At 71.1% G+C, this 22,278-nt stretch carries 20 protein-coding genes; 7 read left to right on the top strand and 13 right to left on the bottom strand.

Translation table 11 applies throughout. The features are described 5' to 3' along the window. Nucleotides 1–49: 49 nt before the first annotated feature. Nucleotides 50–517, bottom strand: coding sequence for a methylglyoxal synthase (locus tag AB4Y83_RS03590; RefSeq protein ID WP_442296049.1), 468 nt, complete (start codon nt 515–517; stop codon nt 50–52). A gap of 247 nt (nt 518–764) precedes the next feature. Then, nucleotides 765–1,529: a DUF5995 family protein gene (locus AB4Y83_RS03585; RefSeq protein ID WP_442296048.1), complete on the bottom strand. Its 765-nt coding sequence runs from the start codon at nt 1,527–1,529 to the stop codon at nt 765–767. A 112-nt stretch (nt 1,530–1,641) separates the two neighbouring features. On the opposite strand from AB4Y83_RS03585, the gene AB4Y83_RS03580 reads away from it, so the two are divergent. Continuing rightward, complete coding sequence (locus AB4Y83_RS03580) at nt 1,642–1,995, top strand: hypothetical protein (RefSeq protein ID WP_442296047.1); 354 nt, start codon at nt 1,642–1,644, stop codon at nt 1,993–1,995. A gap of 6 nt (nt 1,996–2,001) precedes the next feature. Then, a complete protein-coding gene (locus tag AB4Y83_RS03575) occupies nt 2,002–2,892 on the top strand; it encodes a hypothetical protein (protein WP_442296046.1) in 891 nt (296 codons plus the stop codon). A 181-nt stretch (nt 2,893–3,073) separates the two neighbouring features. On the opposite strand, the gene AB4Y83_RS03570 is transcribed toward AB4Y83_RS03575, so the two are convergent. Both AB4Y83_RS03570 and AB4Y83_RS03565 read right to left on the bottom strand, forming a co-directional pair. Then, entirely contained in the window at nt 3,074–4,453 is a 1,380-nt protein-coding gene (locus tag AB4Y83_RS03570) for a ferredoxin reductase family protein (protein WP_442296045.1), read from the bottom strand. A 104-nt stretch (nt 4,454–4,557) separates the two neighbouring features. Further along, nucleotides 4,558–5,394 (bottom strand): class I SAM-dependent methyltransferase, encoded by an 837-nt coding sequence (locus AB4Y83_RS03565; RefSeq protein WP_442296044.1) that lies wholly within the window; start codon nt 5,392–5,394, stop codon nt 4,558–4,560. Nucleotides 5,395–5,595: 201 nt separating this feature from the next. Here AB4Y83_RS03565 and AB4Y83_RS03560 point away from each other — a divergent pair, with 201 nt between their 5' ends. After that, nucleotides 5,596–6,279: a winged helix-turn-helix transcriptional regulator gene (locus AB4Y83_RS03560; RefSeq protein ID WP_442275152.1), complete on the top strand. Its 684-nt coding sequence runs from the start codon at nt 5,596–5,598 to the stop codon at nt 6,277–6,279. A 14-nt stretch (nt 6,280–6,293) separates the two neighbouring features. Here AB4Y83_RS03560 and AB4Y83_RS03555 read toward each other — a convergent pair whose 3' ends face one another. The 9 genes from AB4Y83_RS03555 to AB4Y83_RS03515 all read right to left on the bottom strand — a co-directional run bounded on the left by AB4Y83_RS03555 (nt 6,294) and on the right by AB4Y83_RS03515 (nt 16,959). Beyond that, nucleotides 6,294–7,013 (bottom strand): DsbA family oxidoreductase, encoded by a 720-nt coding sequence (locus AB4Y83_RS03555; protein ID WP_442296043.1) that lies wholly within the window; start codon nt 7,011–7,013, stop codon nt 6,294–6,296. A gap of 42 nt (nt 7,014–7,055) precedes the next feature. Beyond that, nucleotides 7,056–8,210 carry an ABC transporter ATP-binding protein gene (locus AB4Y83_RS03550; protein WP_442296042.1) on the bottom strand — a complete coding sequence of 385 codons (1,155 nt, stop codon included), beginning with the start codon at nt 8,208–8,210 and terminating at the stop codon, nt 7,056–7,058. Nucleotides 8,211–8,277: 67 nt separating this feature from the next. Further along, entirely contained in the window at nt 8,278–9,417 is a 1,140-nt protein-coding gene (locus AB4Y83_RS03545; RefSeq protein WP_442275149.1) for an ABC transporter ATP-binding protein, read from the bottom strand. After that, nucleotides 9,414–10,427 (bottom strand): ABC transporter permease, encoded by a 1,014-nt coding sequence (locus AB4Y83_RS03540; RefSeq protein ID WP_442275148.1) that lies wholly within the window; start codon nt 10,425–10,427, stop codon nt 9,414–9,416. The genes AB4Y83_RS03545 and AB4Y83_RS03540 overlap by 4 nt, the downstream gene beginning before the upstream one ends. A gap of 116 nt (nt 10,428–10,543) precedes the next feature. Beyond that, a complete protein-coding gene (locus tag AB4Y83_RS03535; RefSeq protein ID WP_442275147.1) occupies nt 10,544–12,325 on the bottom strand; it encodes an ABC transporter substrate-binding protein in 1,782 nt (593 codons plus the stop codon). Between the two features lie 45 nt (nt 12,326–12,370). Further along, nucleotides 12,371–13,363, bottom strand: coding sequence for an ABC transporter permease (locus AB4Y83_RS03530; protein WP_442296041.1), 993 nt, complete (start codon nt 13,361–13,363; stop codon nt 12,371–12,373). Nucleotides 13,364–13,818: 455 nt separating this feature from the next. Next, entirely contained in the window at nt 13,819–14,832 is a 1,014-nt protein-coding gene (locus AB4Y83_RS03525; RefSeq protein WP_442296040.1) for a hemolysin family protein, read from the bottom strand. Further along, nucleotides 14,829–16,427 (bottom strand): hemolysin family protein, encoded by a 1,599-nt coding sequence (locus AB4Y83_RS03520; RefSeq protein ID WP_442296039.1) that lies wholly within the window; start codon nt 16,425–16,427, stop codon nt 14,829–14,831. The genes AB4Y83_RS03525 and AB4Y83_RS03520 overlap by 4 nt, the downstream gene beginning before the upstream one ends. 223 nt (nt 16,428–16,650) lie before the next feature. Then, nucleotides 16,651–16,959, bottom strand: a complete 309-nt coding sequence (locus AB4Y83_RS03515; protein WP_442275143.1) for a 4a-hydroxytetrahydrobiopterin dehydratase — start codon at nt 16,957–16,959, stop codon at nt 16,651–16,653. 72 nt (nt 16,960–17,031) lie between these two features. Between AB4Y83_RS03515 and AB4Y83_RS03510 the strand changes: the two genes are divergently transcribed. The 4 genes from AB4Y83_RS03510 to mshB all read left to right on the top strand — a co-directional run bounded on the left by AB4Y83_RS03510 (nt 17,032) and on the right by mshB (nt 22,232). Then, nucleotides 17,032–17,508, top strand: coding sequence for a (deoxy)nucleoside triphosphate pyrophosphohydrolase (locus AB4Y83_RS03510; RefSeq protein ID WP_442275142.1), 477 nt, complete (start codon nt 17,032–17,034; stop codon nt 17,506–17,508). A gap of 67 nt (nt 17,509–17,575) precedes the next feature. Further along, nucleotides 17,576–19,474, top strand: coding sequence for a translational GTPase TypA (gene typA, locus AB4Y83_RS03505; RefSeq protein ID WP_442296038.1), 1,899 nt, complete (start codon nt 17,576–17,578; stop codon nt 19,472–19,474). 7 nt (nt 19,475–19,481) lie between these two features. Beyond that, the gene (locus AB4Y83_RS03500) at nt 19,482–21,254 is read left to right on the top strand and encodes an ABC transporter substrate-binding protein (RefSeq protein WP_442275140.1); all 1,773 of its coding nucleotides are present in this window, start codon (nt 19,482–19,484) and stop codon (nt 21,252–21,254) included. 45 nt (nt 21,255–21,299) lie between these two features. Further along, nucleotides 21,300–22,232, top strand: coding sequence for an N-acetyl-1-D-myo-inositol-2-amino-2-deoxy-alpha-D-glucopyranoside deacetylase (gene mshB / locus AB4Y83_RS03495; protein WP_442296037.1), 933 nt, complete (start codon nt 21,300–21,302; stop codon nt 22,230–22,232). Nucleotides 22,233–22,278: the final 46 nt, after the last annotated feature.

Here is a 22,278-nt window from a genome sequence, read left to right as displayed (position 1 = left end):
GGCCGCCCTGACACGCCCTGCGTGGCGGGCACGGTCCCCGGCGCGCACGTCAGGCCACGAGGGGCGGCCCACCCGCCGGGACGTCGTCGGTCAGGGAGCGGTCGCCGAAGTCGGGACGCACCGGCGTGTAGTCACCCGAGAGCAGGGGCGAGGAGATCATCAGATCGGCGCTCGCGACGTTGCAGGCGACGGCCGTGTTCCAGACCGCGGCCACCCGCAGGAGCGCCTTGACGTCGGGATCGTGCGGTTGGGGCTCGAGGGGGTCCCAGAAGAAGACGAGCAGGTCGATGAGGCCCTCGGCGATCCGGGCGCCGATCTGCTGGTCGCCACCGACCGGACCGCTGAGCAGCCGGGTGACGGGCAGGCCCAGCTCGTACTGCAGCAGCGTGCCCGTCGTGCCCGTGGCGAAGAGGCGGTGCTTCGCGAGCGTCTCGCTGTTGAAGGCAGCCCACCGGAGAAGGTCGGGCTTCTTGTTGTCGTGGGCGACGAGGGCGATCCCTCGTTCGGTCGTCGTCATGGCGTCTGGCCTCCGTTCGTCGGGGCTGGTCACACCACGGTGACCGGCCGACGTGACGCCGCGGTTGCCAGCGCGTGAGCCCCGTGTTGCGGCTGAGGTGGATGGCGCGGAACAAACTTCTCGGATCGCTGTAACGCCCCGGCTGGCCCTGCCGATGGAGGGGTCAGAAGAGGCGCCACTCGGACCCCCGAGCGAGTGGCGCCTCTCCTGTGTCCGGGAGGCCTGCTCGCGTATGCGTGTGGCGGCGTCAGCGCGCCGGTGGCAGCACGACGCCGAAGCCGGCCACGGCCAGCCGGAGCAGCACCTGTCCGGGGGCGAGCAGGTCGGCGATGCGAGCGGCGCTGAGCACCTCCAGCTCGGCGAGCCGGACGGCATACGCCTCCGGGCCGTCGACGCGAGCCCGCTGGAGCTCGGTCGTGTTGTGCCACACCTTGTTGCGGGCCTCGCGCAGGAAGCGGGTCGAGGCGGCGCGGTTGAGCGGCGTCAGCACCCGGTCGAGCGCGCTCTTGGCACTCAGGGTGGCCAGCTCGTCGTCCTCCGCGGCGACCCGGGCGGACAGCACCCCGTCGATGCGCTCGTGGTCGCGTCGCCGCCGGTCGAGCAGGACGGGGTCGGCGAAGTCGGCGTCGCTGATGACGCCGAGGAGGGCCTGCGGCAGGTCGTAGTTGATGTGCGCGTTGATCCCGAGGAGCACCTGCCGCAGCGGCGGCAGGTCGGCGGGAGCCCCGAACGCGAGCCGCCACGGCCGCGGTGGCTGACGTCCCGGGTCACCCGACAGGTCGGCGTCGAGGGCGTCGAGGTAGAGGTCGGCGAAGACGACGTCCCACACCTCGACCCACTCCGGGTCCTCGAAGGCGGCGGCCTCGATGGCGTCGCCGACGGCCCGCGTCGTGCGCTGGTAGGTGGCGAGGAACGCTCGCCGGGCGGAGAGCTCCGGCGGTATCTGCTCGAGGGTCGCGGTCATCCGCTCGAGGACGTCGTCGATGGTGCGCCCACCCTCGGTTCCGGTCATCGCGTTCTCCTCACGCATGCCGCCCCTCGCTCCTATTCTGGAGCGGGAGTCGCACGGTGTCAGTCGAATCCGGACGCCGTCGCGCGGGGGCGCTCCTGGTCGAGGAGGCCGGATGAGAGCACGGACGCACGGGCCCAGGTCGTTCGCCGCGGTCGCCGTCGGGCAGCGCGAGACGGATGCGTGGGTGGCCCACTACCGGCACGAATGGGCGACGTTCCTGCGCGCGTCGGTGGCGATGGTGGCGGCGGGCGTCGGGATGAACGGGCCCGACACGCTGCGCGGTGCGTGGCTCGTGCTCCGGGCCAACCAGGCGTGGGCGCCCTTCCCCGACAAAGACCCCCAGCGTGCGCGTGACCTGATGCGCCGCTTCTACGCGCTCGTCGCGGGGGCGGCGGGCCTCGACCTCGACCCCACGCAGGCCAGCGCCCTCGTCGACCTCGACGCGGTCGGACGATCGAGGGGTTGAGGGGCCGTGGCGCGCGTCGACCCTGCGTCCCCGCCCTCGACGACTCGGAGGGACGACCGCGTCCTGCCGGCCACCCGGGTCCTCTGCGTCGTGCTCGTGCCGATCCTGCTCACCGCGTTCGTCATCCTCTACGGCTTCCCGTCCGACACCGGGCGCCTCTTCGCCTGGACGATCAGGCCGAGCCTGACCCCCATGGTGCTCGGGTCGGCCTATCTCGGCGGGGCGTGGTTCTTCGTCCGCGTCGCGCGTGAGCGGCGGTGGGCGCGGGTCGGTGCCGGCCTGCTGTCCGTCACCCTCTTCGCGGCCCTGCTCGGGGTCGCCACGGTCATCCACTGGGACCGGTTCAACCACGGCCACGTCGCCTTCTGGCTCTGGGCCACGCTCTACTTCGTCGCCCCGTTCCTCGTGCTCGCGGCCTGGGTGGCCAACACCAGGGTCGCCGCGCTGCCCTGCCCCGACGAGCTGCGCCTCCGGCCGGGTGCGCGGGCGGTCGTCGCCGGCGGTGCTGGCCTCGCGCTCGCGCAGGGCCTCGTGATGTTCGCCGTCCCGAGCCTCGTGATCCCGGTCTGGCCGTGGCTGCTGACACCGCTCACGTGCCGCGTCGTCGGTGCGGTCTTCTGCCTCGGCAGCGCCGGTCTCGTCGTGCTCCGTGACACCAGGTGGGTACGCCTGCGGCTCATGGTCGAGGTCGAGGTCGTCATGCTGACGCTCATCCTCGTCGGGGCCGTGCGGGCGCGGTCCGACCTCTACACCGACCGTCCCCTGACCTGGCTGCTCCTCACCGGCCTCGCCGCCACGCTCGGGACCTCGCTGCTGCTCTGGAGGGCCATGGCAGGGCGTGAGCGGGCGCGAGGGACGTCCGCGCGACCGGCGCCCCCGCGGACGTCCGCCCGCTGAGGTGGAGCCTCAGCGCGGTGAGAGCACGAGGAACGGCGGTCCCCGGAGCAGGTCGTCCGTCACCCACGTCGGGTCCGACGACGTGACGACCGGCAGGCGCCCGTCGTCAACGTCGTCGCATCGTGCTCATCGTCCTCTCGACCATCCCGGTCTGGCTGGCCCAGCGGCTCGGCGGGCGTACCTAGACGACGTCGAACAGCTCGGTGTGGATGCGCCGCGAGGGCACGCCGCGGTCGCCGATGATCTCCGTCGCGGCGGCCACCATGGGCCCGGGTCCGCAGACGAAGTAGTCGACGACCTGCTTGGACCGACGCTGGGGCAGAGCCCGCTCGAGCACCGCCGCCGTGAACCGCCCCACCTCGCCGTCCCACTCGTCCGGCGGCTCCTCGAGGATCTCGACCACGTGGAGGTCGAGTCGCTCGCCGAGGTGCTTCCCGTCGGCGCGGTGCAGCAGGTCGTCGGCCGTGCGGCCGGCGACGACGAGCAGCACGGGTCTCTCGTCGCCCCGGTCGGCCAGGGTGCGGATCATGCTGAGCATCGGGGTGATGCCGACGCCGCCGGCAATGAGGACGAAGCGGTCGGAGCGCAGTCCGTCGAGGGTGAACGACCCGTGCGGTCCGTCGATGAAGACGCTGCGTCCGGGACGCAGGCCCGCGATGAGCTCGCTGAAGTCGCCCATGCCCTTGATCGTGAACTCCTTGCGCCAGGGCTCGGTCGCGGCCGAGGCGATGGTGAAGGGGTGCTCCTCGAAGACGTACGGCGAGGTGCCGATCTTGAGCCAGGCGAACTGTCCGGGCCGGAAGGCCACGCCGGAGTGACCGGCGGCGTGCAGCACGAGGGTCGTCGCGGTCGGCGAGACGTGCCGCACCTCGTCGACGACATAGCGGTTGCGGTAGGACCGCAGGGGTCGCCAGACCCAGCGGTGCACGAAGGCGAGGACGAGGAGCAGGGCGAGACCCTCGAACCAGAGGCGAGCTGACGAGAAGCGGGTCAGGTCGTCCAGCCACAGGACGTGCAGTGCCGTCGCGAGGAGCACCACGTGCGCGAGCAGCACGTGGACGAGGCGCCACCCCTCGTACCGTGGCCGCCGGCGCCGGCGGCTGAGGCCCAGCGCGACGACGCCGACCAGACCCACCGTCGCGATGGTCGCGGCCCAGACGCGTGGCGGCGCGACACGGAGGTCGAGCAGCGCGATCCCCGGGCCGGGCCGCAGGACCACGACGACGACGTGGGCGACGACGAGCGCCACCGCCGCGAGCGCCAGGGCTCGGTGGTTGCGCAGGAGCCGCTCGACGCCGAGGTAGCCCGTGACGGGGCGGAAACGGCTCGGCAGCACGAACGTCAGCACGAGCAGCGAGGCGGCGGCGAGGGCCGTGACGAGCGAGACCACCCTCAGCGGCCCCTGGTGCGCGCCGTCGGGCGCCGACCACAGAGCCCACAGCGGCACGACGAGGGCAGCGGCGACGAGCAGCGCCCACAGTGCAGGGGCGAGTCGCCGCCGAGATGCGCCGCCCCTGCCGCCCCACCACATGCGCCGACCGCCGACGGGGGTCGAGCCCACGATGACTCCATCCGGAGGCGGAAGATCCTCCCGAGCCTACGGAGTCGCTCGACCAGCCGCCTCAAGCCCGGGTCAAGAAACCCTTAAGCCGGACGGACCGGATCTCACGCCCGTCGGGCCGTGACGAGGAGGTACTCCCACCCCATCCGCCCGTGCGCGTCCAGGTGGTCGCGGGCCAGGTCCAGCAGGGCCGCGTCGAGGGCTGCGACCGCGTCCGGGGAGTCGGCGATGCCGCGGTAGGTGACGATCGTCGGACCGTAGGCGCGCTTGAAGAAGTCCCGGAAGTCCTCGGGGTGCTCGAAATGCACTGCGAGCGAACGCTTCTCGGCGGTGAGGTCTGCGACCTGGCTCCCGAGGAGCTCGCGTACGTGCGACTCGTCGCCCCACAGCGGGGGCGGCTGCGCGCCCGGAGGCGGCGGCGCGGCATACGGCTTCATCGTCGCGAACATCTGCCCGATGAAGCCCTGCGGCGTCCAGCTGGCGAGCCCCACCGTTCCGCCCGGTCGTGCGACGCGGACGAGCTCGTCCGCAGCGGCCCGGTGGTGCGGCGCGAACATCACGCCGACGCACGAGAGGACGACGTCGAAGGAGGCGTCGGCATACGGAAGGGCCTCCGCATCGCCCTGCTCCCAGTCGATCGCGACTCCGGCCTCGGCGGCGAGCCGGCGGCCGACGTCGAGCAGCTCGGGGGCGAGGTCGCTCGCCACGACGCGTGCGCCGGTCCGGGCTGCGGGGATGGCGGCGTTGCCGGTCCCTGCGGCGACGTCGAGGACGTCCTGTCCGGCCGCGACGCGGCACGCGTCGACGAGCACGCGGCCGAGCTCCGGGATGACCTCCCGGGCCACGGCCGGGTAGTCGCCGAGCGCCCACATGGCGGCATGCCGGGCCTTGAGTGCGGCGTCGGCGGCGGTGGCCTCCGTCGTCCGGGTGTGTGTCGTCATTCGCGTTCCCTCCATCGGTGACGGGACCGGTGCGATCCGGCGGCCCGGCGGCCCACCCGGGCCGTCTGTCTCCAGCGTCCGCTGCGGCCGACGCGGGCTCCAGTACACGAAGTGGACTGACGCGGTGCACGTCGAGGACCGATACTGGGCGGTGGGCCGCGGTGCAGGTCAGGGTCCGCGGCCTCCGACCGGAGGTGGGCCATGGGACGACATGATCCCGGGGCGGGCCAGTACTGCCCGATCTCACGGACGCTGGACGTCGTGGGGGAGCGGTGGTCGCTGCTCATCCTGCGCGACCTGTTGACGGGGACGACGCGCTTCAACGACCTCTCGCGGGGCCTGCCCGGGCTGTCGCGCACGCTGCTGACGAAGCGGCTGCGCCATCTCGAGCGGTACGGCGTCGTCGAGCGGTCGGGCACCCGCTACGTGCTGACCCCATCGGGGCGCGCGCTCGAGCCGGTCGTCTTCGGTCTGGCGCAGTGGGGAGCCGATTGGATGTTCGGCGATCCGCAGCCGGAGGAGCTCGACGCCCAGCTGCTCGTCTGGTGGATGCACACGCGCGTCGACACCTCCGTCCTGGCGGGTGACCGGCACGTGCTCCACCTGCGTTTCGACGACGATGCGCGCCACTTCTGGATCCTCGTCGAGCACGGCACGCCCTCGGTGTGCATGACCGACCCGGGCTTCCCCGTCGACGTGACGATCAGCAGCGACGTGGCGTCGTTGTATGCCGTGTGGCTCGGCCGTCTGCCCCTGACCACGGCGCTGCGGTCGGGCCGGGTGCACCTCGACGGGTCGACGGCGGTGACGCGCCGGCTCGACGAAGTGCTCCGGCTCAGCCCGGTGGCACCTTTCGTCGCGGCCATGCGAGCGCGGCCGGCGTGACCCCGGGGGAGCGCTCAGCAGCCCTCGGGCCCGCAGGCGACCGTGTCGGTGGCGTCGGTGGCGATCCCCGTCGCGACGGGCTGGAGCATGACGAGGGGGTGCGACTCGCGCCAGGCCTGCTCGAGCGCCTGGGTGAAGAGCTCGGTGGGCTGAGCGCCGGACACGCCGTACTTCTCGTCGAGCACGAAGAACGGAACGCCTCTGATGCCAAGGGAGTTCGCGGCGGTGATGTCGGCGACGACCGCGTCCCGCCACGTGTGTGACGCGAGGTCGCGCGCGATCTCGTCGGCGTCGAGCCCTGACTGGACGCCGATGCGAACGAGGACCTCACGGTCGCCGATGTCCTCCCCGTGCTCGAAGTGCGCCGACAGCAGCGCCTCCTTGACCTCGTCGCCCACGCCGCGGGCCTTCGCGAGGTGGAGCAGCTCGTGCCCGGCGAAGCTGTTGGCCACGACGACGGACCCGAAGTCGTAGCGCAGGCCCTCGTCGGCGGCGATCGCCGTCACCTGGTCGAACATCTGGCTCACCTGGGCGCGCGACATGCCCTTGCGGTCGACGAGGTAGTCGAGCTCCGTGCCGTCGTGGTGGTCGGGCAGCGTCGGGTCGAGCTGGTAGCTGCGCCACTGCACCTCGACCTCGTCGCGGTGCGGGAACGCGGCCAGTGCCTTCTCGAAGCGGCGCTTGCCGATGTAGCACCACGGGCAGGCGATGTCAGACCAGATCTCGACCTTCATGCACCGCTCAACGACGGCGACGGGGGATTGCTTCCCCGAGGGTCAGGCGCGCAAGCCGTCGCCGTCGTCGGTGGCGTCCCGCTCGGGGGTGAGGGGGGCACCGGTGGCGTCCGCGCGGGGGGCGTCGTCGGGCACGACGTCGCCGAGCGGGGCGCCCGCCCGGGCCGGTGCCGGAACGTCGGTGTTCTCCGGGAAGTGGCAGGCGACCTGGTGCAGGGGCGCGAGCTCGACGAGCGGCGGCTCCTGCGTCTTGCAGATCTCCTGGGCCTTCCAGCAGCGCGTGTGGAACCGGCAGGCCGGCGGCGGGTTGACCGGGCTCGGGACGTCGCCCTCGAGGCGGATGCGCTCGCGCTTCGTGCGCCGCTGCGTGTCGGGGATCGGCACGGCCGAGAGCAGCGCGGTCGTGTACGGGTGCATCGGTCGCGTGTAGAGCTCGTCGCGCTCGGCGATCTCGACGAGCTTGCCGAGGTACATCACGGCCACGCGGTCGGACATGTGGCGCACGACCGACAGGTCGTGGGCGATGACGACGTAGGTCAGGCCCAGCTCGTCCTGGAGGTCCTCGAGGAGGTTGATGACCTGCGCCTGGATCGACACGTCGAGGGCGGACACGGGCTCGTCGGCGATGATGAGCTTGGGCTTGAGGGCGAGCGAGCGCGCGATGCCGATGCGCTGGCGCTGACCGCCCGAGAACTCGTGCGGGTAGCGGTTGTAGTGCTCCGGGTTGAGGCCGACGAGCTCGAGGAGGTCCTGGACCTCACGCTTGATGCCGTGCTCGGTCTTGATCCCCTGCAGGTGGTACGGCGCCCCGACGATGGTGCCGACGGTGTGTCGCGGGTTCAGCGAGCCGTAGGGGTCCTGGAAGATCATCTGCACGTCGCGGCGCAGTGGCCGCAGCTTGCCGGCGGACCAGTGGGTGATGTCCTCTCCCTCGAGCAGGATCGTGCCACCGGTCGGCTCGAGCAGGCGGGTCAGCATGCGGCCGGTCGTCGTCTTGCCGCAGCCGGACTCGCCCACGAGCGACAGCGTCTCGCCGCGCGACACGTTGAACGTCAGGCCGTCGACCGCCTGGACCGCACCGACCTGGCGCTGGAGCAGGCCACGCGTGATCGGGAAGTGCTTCGTCAGGCCGGTGACCTGCAGCAGCGACTCGCCCGCCTGCTTGGACGCGGTCGGCTTGACGTGGGTGGTGGTCACGATGGGGCTCCTGTGCTGAGGTCGCGGGCTGCGCGGCCGGACGCGGTGTGGACGGTCGGCGCGGGCATCACAGCGTCGGCCTGATGTCGTTCTCCCAGATCGCGGTCCGCTCCTCGCGAGTGAGGTGGCACGCGGAGTAGTGGCCCGGGTGCGTCTCGGCGAAGGGCGGCCGTTCGGACTGGCTCAGCCCGTTCGTGCGGTCGGCGTAGGCGCACCGCGGGTGGAACGGGCAGCCCGACGGCACGTTGATGAGGCTGGGCGGGGCGCCCTTGATGGGGCGCAGGCGCTCGGTGCGCACGCGGTCGAGGCGGGGCATCGAGCTGAGCAGCCCCCACGTGTAGGGGTGCTGGGGCCGGGTGAAGACCTCGTCGGCCGTGGCGTACTCGACCGAGCGGCCGGCATACATCACCATGATGTCGTCGGAGAGCTCGGCGACGACCCCGAGGTCGTGGGTGATGAGGATGACGGCCGAGTTGAACTCCGACTGGAGGTCGCGGATGAGGTCGAGGATCTGGGCCTGCACCGTGACGTCGAGCGCCGTCGTCGGCTCGTCGGCGATGAGCAGGTCCGGGTCGCACGACAGGGCCATCGCGATCATGGCGCGCTGGCGCATCCCGCCCGAGAACTGGTGGGGGTAGTCGTCGACCCGGCTCGAGGGCTGGGGGATGCCCACGCGTCCGAGCATGTCGATCGCGTGCTTCTTCGCGACGGACGTGCTGACCTTGTTGTGGATCCGGTAGGCCTCGATGATCTGGTGGCCCACCGTGTAGAAGGGGTGCATCGCCGAGAGCGGGTCCTGGAAGATCATCGCCATGCGCTTGCCGCGCAGCTCGCGCACGCGCTCGGCCTTGGCGCCGATCAGCTCGGTGTCGTCGAGCTTGATCGAACCCGTCATCCGGACCGTGCCGGGCTTGTGCAGGCCCATGATCGACATGCTCGTGACGCTCTTGCCCGAGCCGGACTCACCGACGATGCCCAGGGTCTTGCCGCGGGCCACGTCGAAGGAGAGGCCGTCGACGGACTTCACGACGCCGTCGTCGGTGGGGAAGTGGACGCGGAGGTCACGCACCGACAGGAACGCGTCGGCGGCCGGGGCCCCCAGGCCCCCGATGCCGTCGAGGGTGTTCGCCGACGTGGCGCCGCCCTTGTCGCTGCGGCGCGTGCGGTCGTCCGCGCGGCTCGTGGTCTCGTTGGTGGACTGGCTCATGAGGTGCGCACCCTGGGGTCGAGGACGGCGTAGAGGAGGTCGACGATGAGGCTCGCGAAGATGACGAACACGGCGCCGAAGAGCGTCACGCCGAGCACCTTCGGCAGGTCGTTGTTCGTGATCGCCTGAACAGCGTAGTAGCCGATGCCCTGGAGCGAGAACGTCGTCTCCGTCAGCACGGCGCCACCGAGCAGGAGGCCGAGGTCGAGACCGAAGATCGTGAGGATGGGCGTCAGCGCCGAGCGCAGCCCGTGCCTGACGACGACGTCGTGCTCCTTGAGGCCCTTGGCGCGGGCCGTGCGGATGTAGTCCTCGTTCATCGTCTCGAGCATGCCGGCGCGCGTCAGGCGGGCGTACGACGCCGCGTAGAGGAACGCGAGCGTGATCCAGGGCAGCAGCATGCGATGGACGAGGTCGAGCGGACCGGTGGCGTCCATGGGACTGGCGCCTCCGGCATACGTCCATTTGAGGCCGTAGCTGAAGATCGTCAGCGAGAGCAGGCCGGTGAAGAAGATCGGGAGGGACACGCCGGCGAGGGCGACGCCCATGAAGCCGCGGTCGAGGACGCTCCCGCGCTTGAGCGCGGAGATGACGCCGGTGCCGACGCCGCCGACGAGCCACAGGAACGCGGCGCCCGCCGCGAGGATCCCGGTGACGGGGAGGCGGTCGAGGATGTCGGGCAGCACGGGGTTCTGCGTGATGTAGGAGTAGCCGAGGCACGGGGCCGGGCAGTGGTCGATGCCGGCACCGGTGTCGTAGTCGGATCCCGTGAGGACGCCCTTGACGAACCGGCCGTACTGCACCCAGATCGGGTCGGTGAAGCCCAGCTTGATCGCCTGTGCGTGGATCTGGGCCTCGCCGGCGCTCTTGCCGACGTAGCGGGAGGCGAGGTCGTCCGCCGTCGCGCCACCGATGCGAGGTACGAGGAAGAAGATGACGAAGACGACCGCGCTCACGATGAAGAGCAGCAGGACGGCGGCGAAGAGCCGGCGGATCAGGTACGTCAGCACGATGTGGTGGCCGGACGCGACGACGAGCAGCTCGATGCTGCTCGTCGCCGCGTCACGCCTTCACCTACTTTCGATGAAAAGGTTCGAACCGGAGGACCCGAGGACGGGTCCGTGGGTCACGGGTTGGCGACGCCCGTCGAGGCGTAGTCGTAGTAGGAGTAGCCGTCGTTGACGAACACGTTGGCGATCGTGTCCGGGCGGAAGAGCAGCGACTTGGGCCAGACGCCGGGGATGACCTCGGCGTTCTCCATGACGACCTTGTCGATCTGGCCCCAGATGGCCTCACGCTTGGTCGTGTCGGCCTCGTTGAGCGCCTGGTCCATGAGCTTGTCGACCTCGGGCAGCTTGATGCCGAGGTTGGTGTTGCCCGCGGGGCGGATGACGCGGCTGTCGACGATCTGCTGCAGGAACCCGAAGCCGTCAGGCCAGTCAGCACCCCAGCTCATCACCATGAGGCCGAGCTTGTTGGCCTTGGCGAAGTCCGGCTTGCCGGCGTAGAGCTTGAAGTAGTCACCGGCCGGGTACGGCTTGAGCGTCAGCTTGACGCCGATCTTGGCGAGCGACTGCTGCATGGACTCGGCGGCGGCCTTCTCCTTCGGGCGCTCCGGGCGGTAGGAGATGTTGGTCTCGAAACCGTTGGGCTGACCGCACTTGACGAGTGCGGCCTTGGCCGAGTCGACGTCTCCGGTCGGCTTGGACTTGGAGTTGTAGAGGTCCATCTCCTGGAAGCCGGGGATGATCGGGGGCAGCAGACCGGTGGCGATGGTGCCGCCGATGTCGCCGCCGTAGGCGCGCTGGTAGCCCGTCTTGTCGGCCGCGAAGATGACGGCCTTGCGGCAGTCGATGTTGTCGAACGGAGCGACGTCGCCGTTGATCTGCGCGTAGTTCGCGCGCGCGGTCGTCGGGTTGTCGGTGCGGGCCTTGAGGGCCGGGTCGGCGAGGATCTTGCCCTGCGCCGCAGCCTGCACGCCGGTGCCGGCCAGGTCGATGTCGAGGTCACCGGCCATGAGGCGGTTGTCGAGGTCGGCGGCGTTGACGCCGATCTCGACGGTGATCTTGTCCGGCAGCGCCTTGCGGCCCGTGTCCGGGTCCGTGGCGGGGTCGTACTGGTCGTTGCGGACGAGCTCGATGCGCTTGCCCGTCTGGTAGACCGAGAACTTGTACGGCCCGCTCGAGATGACGTGCTCCTTGTACTTCGAGCCGGTGTCCTTGGCCTGAGGCACGGGGGAGGTGTTGGACAGCTGGGCGAAGTAGTCGAAGCCGGCGAAGGGCTTGCTGAGGTGGAAGACGATCGTCTTGTCGTCGGGCGTCTCGATGGCCTTGAGGCTGTCGAGGTTCTTGTCCTTGTAGACCGAGTAGCCCTCAGGGACGTTGGCGAGGAAGTCGTTGAAGTACGTCGGGCCGTTGGGGAACGTTCCCTTGTCGAGCGAGCGGGCGACGCCGTACTTGATGTCCTTGCTCGTGATCGGCGTGCCGTCCTCGTACTTCAGGCCGTCACGAAGGGTGTAGGTCCACGTCTTGTTGCCGTCGCTGGCCTTGCCGAGCGAGGTGGCGAGGTCGGGCACGAGCTGCGCACCCTCCTTGCCCGGCGCCGACTTGAACGACACGAGCTGACGGGCGTAGTTGCGCAGGAAGTCCCACGACAGGCCGTAGTACGTGTCACCCGGGTCGACGGAGTCCCAGTCGCTCGAGATGCCGAAACGCAGCGTTCCGCCCTTCTTGTCGGACGGGTTGAAGACCGCGCTCAGGGCGGCGTTCGCGGTAGGGGTCGTGCCACCTCCGCCGCCGCCGGCCGTGCCGCTGGGCGTCGTGCCCGGCGTCGTGCTGCCCGCGCACGCGGACAGACCCAAGGCGAGGGCGGCCGCGGTCGCGGCCACCATCACGCGTGTGTTTCTCATGAGTGGATGCGCTCCTTCGTGTTGCGGGATGCGGCCTGCGGTGGGTTACCGAGACCGCGGATCGAGGGCGTCACGCAGGCCGTCCCCGAAGAGGTTGAAAGCCAGCACCGTCACGAAGATGGCGAGGCCGGGCCAGAGCATGAACCAGGGGTCGATCTGGTACCACTGGGCGGCGTCGGAGAGCATGCCGCCCCACGTGGCGGTGGGCGRCTGGACGCCGACACCGAGGAACGAGAGGCCGGCCTCGAAGAGGATGTTGCTCGGGATGAGCAGCGTCGCGTAGACGAGGATCGGCGCCAGGAGGTTGGGCAGCAGCTCCTTGAAGAGGATGTAGGGCGTGCGCGCCCCGAGGCTGCGTGCAGCGTCGACGAACTCACGCTCACGCAGCGACAGCGTCTGCCCGCGCACGATGCGGCCGATGTAGGGCCAGTTGAAGAAGCCGATGATGAAGACGATGACGGAGATGCGCAGCGCGTCGCCCTTGAGCCCGAACGCCTCGTCGGGCACGACGCCGGCAAGGGCCAGCGCGAAGACGAGCAGCGGGAAGGCGAGGAAGACGTCCATCGTGCGGCTGATCAGGGTGTCGATGGTGCCGCCGAAGAAGCCGGCGACGACCCCGAGGACCGTGCCGATGACCACCGAGAGCAGGGTCGCGAGGAAGGCGATGAGCAGGGAGACCTGCGAGCCGTAGATGACGCGGCTGAAGATGTCGCGGCCGTTGACCGGCTCGAGACCGTAGAGGAAGTCCCAGGACATGCCGCCGTAGGGGCCGATCGGGATCTGGGTGTTGGGATCGATGAGCTCCTGGTGGAACTCGTTCGGCGGGTGGCCGAGCAGGCCGACGACGAGCGGCGCGGCAATCGCGACGACGATGAGGTAGAGGACGAAGAAGCCGCCGGCGAGGGCGACCTTGTCGCGCTTGAGCCGCGACCAGGCGATCTGACCCAGCGACCTGCCCTCGATGCGCTTCTCGCCCTGCAGGACCGACTCGGGCTCAGCCGAGGTCGCGCCGGGCTCGAGGTCAAGGGGAGTGCTCATGGATGCCGTCACCTCCGGGTCGTGATCGGTGCCGGAGACCGGGTCGGCCCTCCAACATGCTGGGTAGCAGCCGCAACCTACCGCCCCCACGACCGCGCGCTTCATCATTCAGCGGCTTTACACGGTCAGCAACCGACTTGGCCGAATCGTGACTCGGAGGAGATCTTCCGGCGACCTGGCCCGCACGACCGGAAGATCGCCCGCGCCCGCCGCCCTGCGTCGTGAGCCCGTCGTGAGCCCGTCGTGAGCCCGTCGTGAGCCCGTCGTGATTTCCCCCGTGGGACAGGCCGGCCGCCCCCGAGCGGACCCCGGACGCCCGCGACGGCCACGAGGCCCCTCCGAGCGAACTCGGAGGGGGCCTGGAGGAGGCTCGGAGGGGACTCCCAGCAGGAGCCCAGCGCCACCCGTGACGCACGCGGCCGTACGCGTACGGCCCGGTCCGGACGGACGCGCGCCTACGCGTCCGTCTCGTCGTCGAACTGACCGAGGACGCGCTCGAGGAGGTCCTCCATGGTCACGAGGCCGGCCGGGCCGGACGGGCCGTCGACGAGGACGAGCTGGACGTGCTGCGCTCGCATCGCCGACACGGTGTCGAGCAGCGAGAGCGCGGCGTCGACGTGGACCGCCGGCGACGTGACGGTGGTGACGGGCGCGCCGGGAACCGCGCGGACGATGTCGCGCACGTGGGCGACGCCCACCGGCGTGTCGCCCTCTCGGACGACCAACCTCGAGCGGCCGGTGTCGCGCGACACGGCCTCGGCCTCGGCGCACGTCGCGGTCGTGTCGACCCCGACAGCCCGCTCGATGGGGACGAGGACCTCGCGGACCGGTGTCGTGTCGAGGTCGATGGCACCGGCGAGGACGCGGTGCTCGGGCTCGGCGAGCATGCCGTGGTCCTTCGAGCTCGCGATGAGCAGCTGCAGCTCCTTGGGTCCGTGGACCTGGCCGAGCTCGTCCTGCGGCGTCACGCCGACGAGGCGCAGGCAGCCGTTGGCCATGGCGTTGAGCAGGCTGAGCGCCGGGCGCATCACGCGGGCGAAACCGCGGAACGGCAACGCCAGCAGCACCGCTGACCGCTCGGGGTGGGCGATCGCCCACGACTTGGGGGCCATCTCACCGACGACCATGTGCAGGAACACGACGATGCCGACGGCCAGCACGACGGAGACGACGTATGCCGCCGCCTCAGGGACGCGCACGAAGGTGAACACGGGGGTGAGCAGCTCCGCCACGGCCGGCTTGGCCAGCGAGCCGAGCCCCAGGGTGCACAGCGTGATGCCGAGCTGGGCGCCGGCGAGCATGAGCGAGAGCTCACGGCTGCCGCGCACGGCGGCCCGCGCCGCGACGCTGCCACGCTCGGCGAGGTCCTCGAGCCGGTGGCGCTTGCTGGCCACGAGCGCGAACTCCGCCGCGACGAAGAAGGCGTTGAGCACGAGGAGCAGGAGGGACACGAGCAGGGCGGTCGTCATCGGCCGGACTCCGTCCGTGAGCCGGCCGTGCGGTCGGTCGCATCGCCGCCGGCGGCGTCCGACCCGTCGGGGTCGGAGCCGGGGTCGATGTCGAGGGCCTCGAGGTCGGACATGAGGTCGAGCACCTCGACGCGCACCGCCGACGGCACGTGTCGCTCGACGGCCTCGACGGTGAGCCGAACGGAGACCGGCAGGTGCCGGTGCTCGCGGTCGTGCTCGCGGTCGGGCTCACCCGGGTCGCCCCAGCTCCCCGGGGCCTCGTGGTCGCCGGCCGGCTCTGCGTTCTCGTCGGCGTCACCGGCGCGGACGTCGGCACCGTCGCCCTCGGAGCCGTGGTGACCGTCGGACACGACCTCGCGGCGCGCCTCGACGTGGACCTCGTCGCCGACGACGGCCGTGCGGCCCAGGTCCTCGAGGATGAGTCCGCTGATGGTCGAGTACTCGTCGCTGCTCGCGAGGCGCAGCTCGGTCGCGGTGTCGAGCTCGTCGAGGCGCAGGTGGCCCGGGACGAGCCACGTGTCGGCGCCCGTCTCGACGACGCCCGGCTCCGGGGTGTCGTCTTCGTCGAGGATCTCGCCGACGACCTCCTCGGCGATGTCCTCGAAGGTGACGATGCCGGCGAAGCCACCGTGCTCGTCGACGACGACGGCCAGCTGCCGGTGGTCGGCCCGGATCTGCTCGAGGACGCGGGGCAGCGGAGCGCTCGTCGGGACGACGGTCGGGTCGGAGACGACGGAGCCGACCGTCGTCGTGCGGCGCCGGTCGGGCTCGACGGCCAGCACCTCGGCGATGCCGGCGACCCCGACGATGTCGTCACCGTCGCGGCCGGTCACCGGGAAGCGTGACCAACCGGTGTCGAGCAGGTCGACGAGGGCCGAGACCGGGGCGTCGGCGTGGATCGTCGTGACACGGACGCGCGGCGTCATGACGTCTCCTGCGTCGAGCTCGCGGAAGCGCAGGCCGCCCTCGAGCACGTCGGACAGGTCGTCGTCGAGCAGGCCGCCCGCGTGCGACTCGTCGATGATGCGGGTGAGGTCCTCGGCCGTCGCGCCCTGCTCGAGCTCCTCGACCGGCTCGATGCCGACCCTGCGCAGCAGGGCCGTCGACGAACGGTCGAAGAGCCGCACGATCGGGCCGGCCACCGTGAGGTAGGCGAGCGTCGACCGGCTCAGGGAGCGGGCCAGGGGCACGGTCCGCGCGATGGCGAGGTTCTTGGGCGCGAGCTCGCCGAAGACCATCTGCACGACGGTCGAGAAGACGAGGACGGCGGTGACCGAGAGGCTGAGCCGGGCGGCATACGACATCGAGGGGTCGAGCAGCTCGGCGATGCCGGCGCCGACGAGCGGCTCGGAGACGTAGCCGACGAGCAGGGCGGTCACGGTGATGCCGAACTGGGCGGCCGACAAGGTGAACGACAGCTGCGACGTGACGCGCAGGGCGCGTTCGGCGGGGGCGTCACCCTCGGCCGCGAGCTGCTTGAGGGCGTTGCGGTCGACGGCGACGTAGGCGAACTCCTGGGCCACGAAGTAGCCGGTCGCCGCCGTCAGGGCGAGGATCAGTGCGATGCCCAGGCAGATGCCGAGGGCGGTGCTCATGCGTTCACCACCCGGGCGAGCGAGCGGTGCGTCTGGGGCGGCCGGATCGGGTCCGGCCAGGGACTATGGCCCTCCCGGGACTCGGCACGCGAGTCGGAGCGTGAGTGGGATCGCATGAGGCAATCCTAAGTTACGGGCGCGACCCGCCCACCCGGCGACGTCCAGACCGGACCCGGGCGATCCTCAGGCGACTCCCAGAGGTCCTCGGCCGAGCCGGCACGGCTCAGCCCGTCGCGGCGGCGCCCCGGCGGATGGCCTCCTGGCTGATCTGGTGCGCGAGCTCGACGTCGAGCTGGGTCAGGCCGCCCTCGGAGTGGGTCGACAGCGCGAAGGCGACGGTGCGCCAGCGGATGTCGATGTCGGGATGGTGGTCCATCGTCTCCGCGGCGGACGCGACCTCCTGCACGAGGGCGATGCCGGTCAGGAAGTCCGGCGCCTCGAAAGAAGCCCGGATCGTGTCGTCGTCACGCGTCCAGTCGGGCAGGTCGCCCAGCTGGCGCTCGATCTCCTCGTCGGTGAGCCGTCGTGTCATGTCACCAGTAAACGCCCCACCGTGCTCGCCCGGTCGTCCTGGACCTCGTGCTGTGGCACCATCGGTGGCGCCATGAGCAGCCCAGACCCCGTCCAGCACCCGGTACGCCTCGTCGTCGGGGCCGCCGTCGTCGACGACCTGGAGCGACCGACCCGACTGCTGTCGGCCCGCCGCACGGAGCCGTCGGCGCTCGCCGGCGGCTGGGAGCTGCCCGGCGGCAAGGTCGACGAGGGCGAGTCCCCGCTGTCGGCCCTGCACCGCGAGCTGCTCGAGGAGCTCGGCGTCCGCGTGCGCCTCGGCGCGCACGTGCCCGGTCCGAAGCCGGGCTCCACGTGGCCGCTGGGCGATCGGTACGAGATGCTGGTGTGGTTCGCCGAGGTCGTCGAGGGCACGCCCGAGCCCCTCGAGGACCACGACGAGCTGCGCTGGCTCGACCGGGGCGACCTCCGTGCCGTCGGGTGGCTCCCCGCCGACCTGCCCATCGTCGAGCAGCTCGAGCAGCTGCTGCGCCCGCCCGCGTCCGACCCGGACGCCCGAAGCGCCTCCTGAACCACACGCGAACCACCCACGACGCCGTGGTCCGAACCACCCTCGAAACCCTGAGAGACTGTCCCTCATGCCCATGAAGACCCGCGCGGACATCCGCAACGTCGCCATCGTCGCCCACGTCGACCACGGCAAGACCACCCTCGTCGACAAGATGCTCTGGCAGTCCGGCGCGTTCGGCGAGCACCAGCACGTCGACGAGCGCGCGATGGACTCCGGTGACCTCGAGCGCGAGAAGGGCATCACGATCCTCGCGAAGAACACCGCGGTGCACTACACGGGCAAGGCCGCCCAGGACCGCGGCCTGACCGACGGCGTCACGATCAACATCATCGACACCCCCGGCCACGCCGACTTCGGTGGTGAGGTGGAGCGCGGCCTGTCGATGGTCGACGGTGTCGTCCTGCTCGTCGACGCGTCCGAGGGCCCGCTGCCCCAGACCCGCTTCGTGCTGCGCAAGGCGCTCGCCGCGAAGATGCCGGTCATCCTGTGCATCAACAAGGTCGACCGTCCGGACTCGCGCATCGCCGAGGTCGTCGACGAGGCCTACGAGCTCTTCCTCGACCTCGACGCGACGGAGGAGCAGATCGACTTCCCGATCGTCTACGCCTCGGCCAAGGCCGGCCGCGCGTCGCTCGAGCGCCCCGACAACGGTGGCCTGCCGGAGGGCGAGGACCTCGAGGCCCTCTTCGAGACGATCCTCCAGACGATCCCCGCGCCGACGTACGACGACGAGGCGCCCCTGCAGGCGCACGTCACCAACCTCGACGCCTCCAACTTCCTCGGCCGCCTCGCCCTGCTCCGTGTCTTCAACGGCACGATCAAGAAGGGCCAGCAGGTCATGTGGTGCCGCCACGACGGCTCCCAGCAGCGCGTCAAGATCACCGAGCTGCTCATGACCGAGGCGCTCGAGCGCAAGCCCGCCGAGGAGGCGGGCCCCGGTGACATCATCGCCGTCGCCGGCATCCCCGAGATCACCATCGGCGAGACGCTCGCCGACCCCGAGAACCCCGTCCCGCTGCCCCTCATCACGGTTGACGAGCCGGCGATCTCGATGACCATCGGCACCAACACGAGCCCGATGGTCGGCCAGGTCCGCGGCTCGAAGGTCACGGCCCGCATGGTCAAGGACCGCCTCGACAAGGAGCTCATCGGCAACGTGTCGCTGCGCATCCTCAACACCGAGCGTCCGGACGCCTGGGAGGTCCAGGGCCGTGGTGAGCTCGCGCTCGCCATCCTCGTCGAGCAGATGCGCCGCGAGGGCTACGAGCTGACCGTCGGCAAGCCGCAGGTCGTCACCCGCGAGGTCGACGGGAAGGTCCACGAGCCCGTCGAGCGCCTCACCATCGACACCCCCGAGGAGTTCCTCGGAGCCATCACGCAGATCATGGCCGCCCGCAAGGGCCGCATGGAGCAGATGACCAACCACGGCACCGGCTGGATCCGCATGGAGTTCCTCGTGCCCAGCCGTGGCCTCATCGGCTTCCGCACCGAGTTCCTCACCGAGACGCGCGGCACGGGCATCGCCCACCACGTCTTCGAGGACTACGAGCCGTGGTTCGGCGCCATCACGACCCGTACGAGCGGCTCCCTGGTGTCCGACCGCAAGGGCGTCGTCACCTCCTACGCCATGGTCAACCTCCAGGAGCGCGGCACGCTCTTCGTCGACCCGACGACAGAGGTCTACGAGGGCATGATCGTCGGCGAGAACTCCCGCGCCGACGACATGGACGTCAACATCACCAAGGAGAAGAAGCTCACCAACGTGCGCGCCTCCTCCTCGGACAACTTCGAGAAGATCGTCCCGCCGCGCAAGCTGAGCCTCGAGCAGAGCCTCGAGTTCTGCCGCGAGGACGAGTGCGTCGAGGTCACGCCCGAGTCGGTCCGCATCCGCAAGGTCGTCCTCGACGCCGGCGAGCGCGCCCGAACCGCGTCACGGGCGCGTTCGGCGGCGAAGGCCGAGGGCTGACCGAGCCGTGCGCAACGTGGTGCGCGGGCTGAGGAGGTCGTCGGCCGTCGCGGTCGTCGCTGCCGTCCTGGCAGCGGGCGCCGCGGCGTGCACCGGGTCGAGCGACCCGACGAGCACCCAGGAGGCCTTGGGGGCCGCCCCATCGGCAGCGACGGGGCAGCCCCAGCCCGGCGGGACGCTGCAGGTCCTCGTCTCGGGCACCATCGCGACGTGGGACCCGCAGCTGATGTACGTCGGGCCCGAGGCGTTCTTCGCCCAGCGCACCTTCGCCCGCGGCCTCACGGCATACGGCACGGGTGAGCACCAGCGCGACGTCGAGGCCGACCTCGCCACCGACACCGGCACCCCGAGCGACGGCGCACGCACGTGGTCCTTCACGCTGCGCGAGGGGCTGACCTGGCAGGACGGCTCGCCGATCACGTGCGACGACGTGCGCCACGGCGTCGCGCGCACCTTCGACCGGCGCACGCACGTCGGCGGCACCAACTACGCGAGCTACCTGCTCGCGATGCCGACGAAGGTGACGCCCGAGGGTCTCGAGAAGCCCGTCTACGCCGGGCCGTCCGACAGGGCCCACCAGTCCGACTTCGACCGCGCCGTGTCGTGCAAGGGCCGCACCATCACCTTCCGGCTGCGCGACGCCGAGCCCGACTTCGCGCACATCGTGGCGCTGCCCGAGTTCGCGCCGCGCAAGGTCGCGGCCGACACCACGAGCGACAAGGCGACGTATGCCGTCATGTCGAGCGGGCCCTACCGCCTCAAGGAGCCGTGGGTCATCGGCAAGGGCGGCACCTTCGTGCGCAACGAGCACTGGGACGCCCGCACCGACCCGATCCGGCACGCCTACCCCGACGAGATCCACGTGACGTCCGGGCTGGGGGAGTCGACGGTCATCCAGCGGCTGCTCAACCAGCAGGACGACGACGCGTACGCCGTGTCGTGGGTCCAGGCGAGCCCCACCCTGCGCAACCAGGCCGGCACCGACCTCCAGACGCGGCTCACCTTCCCCTACACGGGCAACGTCGACTACCTCGCCGTCAACATGCGCAGCAAGGTCATGTCCGACCCGGCAGTGCGCAAGGCGCTGTCCCTGTCGACGAACCGCGCGACCTACGTCACCGCGACCGGGGGTGAGGGGGCGGGCACGCCGACGTGGTCGGTCCTGTCTCCTACGGTCGACCCCGAGTCCGTGTCGCCGCCGCCCGGCCTCGGCGTCGAGGGCGACCCCGAGGGAGCCCGGAAGCTGCTCCAGAAGGCCGGCGTCACCCTCCCCGTCCCGCTGCGCGTCGTCTACGCCCGCTCGGTGCTCGGCGACAAGGCGTATGCCGCCCTCGCCGCCGGGTGGGAGCGCGCGGGCTTCAAGGTCGAGCTCACGGGCGTGCCGCCCGAGGAGTACTACGAGACGATCGAGAAGCCGACCTCGGTCGACTCCTACGACGTCTTCCGTGGGGTGTGGACCCCCGACTGGCCGTCCGCCGGAGGGGTGCTGCCGGCGCTCTTCGACCCCCGCATCAACATCGACTCGTCGGGTCCGGGCCAGGACGTCGGCTACTTCAGCAACGACGCCGTCAACGCGCTCATCGACAAGGCCGACGCCACGGCCGACCCCGCTGCCCGGTCCAGGGTGTGGGAGCAGGCCGACCGGTCGATCCGCGACGAGGGCGGCTACATCGCGCTGTCGGCGACGAAGGCCCTCTACCTGCACGGAGCGGGCGTCAAGTCCTATGAGGACCACAGCGTCGGTGGCATCGTCGACCTCGCCACCGTGTCCGTGCGCTGACGCACCGAGCGCCCCGACGCTCCCCGACGCTTCGAGAGGACCACCGTGCCCCGCCTGCTCTTCGTCCACGCCCACCCCGACGACGAGACCCTGACGTGCGGCATCGCGATGGCCCACCACGTCGCCCGTGGCGACGAGGTGCACGTGCTGACGTGCACCCTGGGTGAGGAGGGCGAGGTCATCCCCCCGGGGCTCGCCGAGCTCGAGGGTGACCCCGACGACCGGCTCGGACCCTACCGCCACGGTGAGCTGACGCGCGCCCTCGACCGGATCGGGGCCGTCGTGCACGTGCTCGGGGCCGACGAGGCGGCCGGGCGGCTCTCGCGCTTCCGGGACTCCGGCATGGTCGGCTCCCCGGCTGCGGCTCGCCCCGAGGCCTTCGCGGCGGCGGACCTCGACGTGGCCGGCGGTCTCGTCGCCGAGCTCGTGCGCGACCTGCGACCCGACGTCGTCGTCACCTACGACGAGCACGGCGGCTACGGCCACCCCGACCACGTCCAGACCCACCGGGTCACGCGGCGCGCCCTGGAGCTCCTCGACGCCGCCGACCGGCCTACGCGCGTGTACGAGATCCTCACGCCGCTCGGCTGGGCGCGCGAGGACCGCGCGTGGCTGGCCGCCGCCCACCCCGACCTGCTCGACACCAGCGCGTGGTGGAGCCGTCAGGATCTCGGCCCGGAGCCGCCCGCGCCGCCGCGGCTCGGCGTGCCCGCGGCCCACGACGCGTTCCCGCCGTCGGTCGTCGACGACGACCGCGTCACGCACGCCGTGGTCGACGAGGCCGCGCGCACGGTCCAGAGCGACGCGTTGCGCGAGCACGCGACCCAGGTCATCGTCGCGAGCGCGGACGTGCACGCCCTGTCCAACCTCGTCGCCGCGCGGACGACGGCCCGCGAGGGCTTCCGGCGTGTCGACCCGCTCACGTGGCAGACCGTGGGTGGACCCGTGCAGGCGGGCGAGGCCGGCCTGCTCGCCTGACCGACGGCAACGATCTCGTCACGGAGCCGACACCTCGCGGTGCTTC

The organism is Terrabacter sp. RAF57 (assembly GCF_052113925.1).
Taxonomy (GTDB): Bacteria; Actinomycetota; Actinomycetes; order Actinomycetales; family Dermatophilaceae; genus Terrabacter.
Note: the sequence above shows the minus strand (reverse complement) of the source record. Positions and strands in the feature narration are given on the sequence as shown.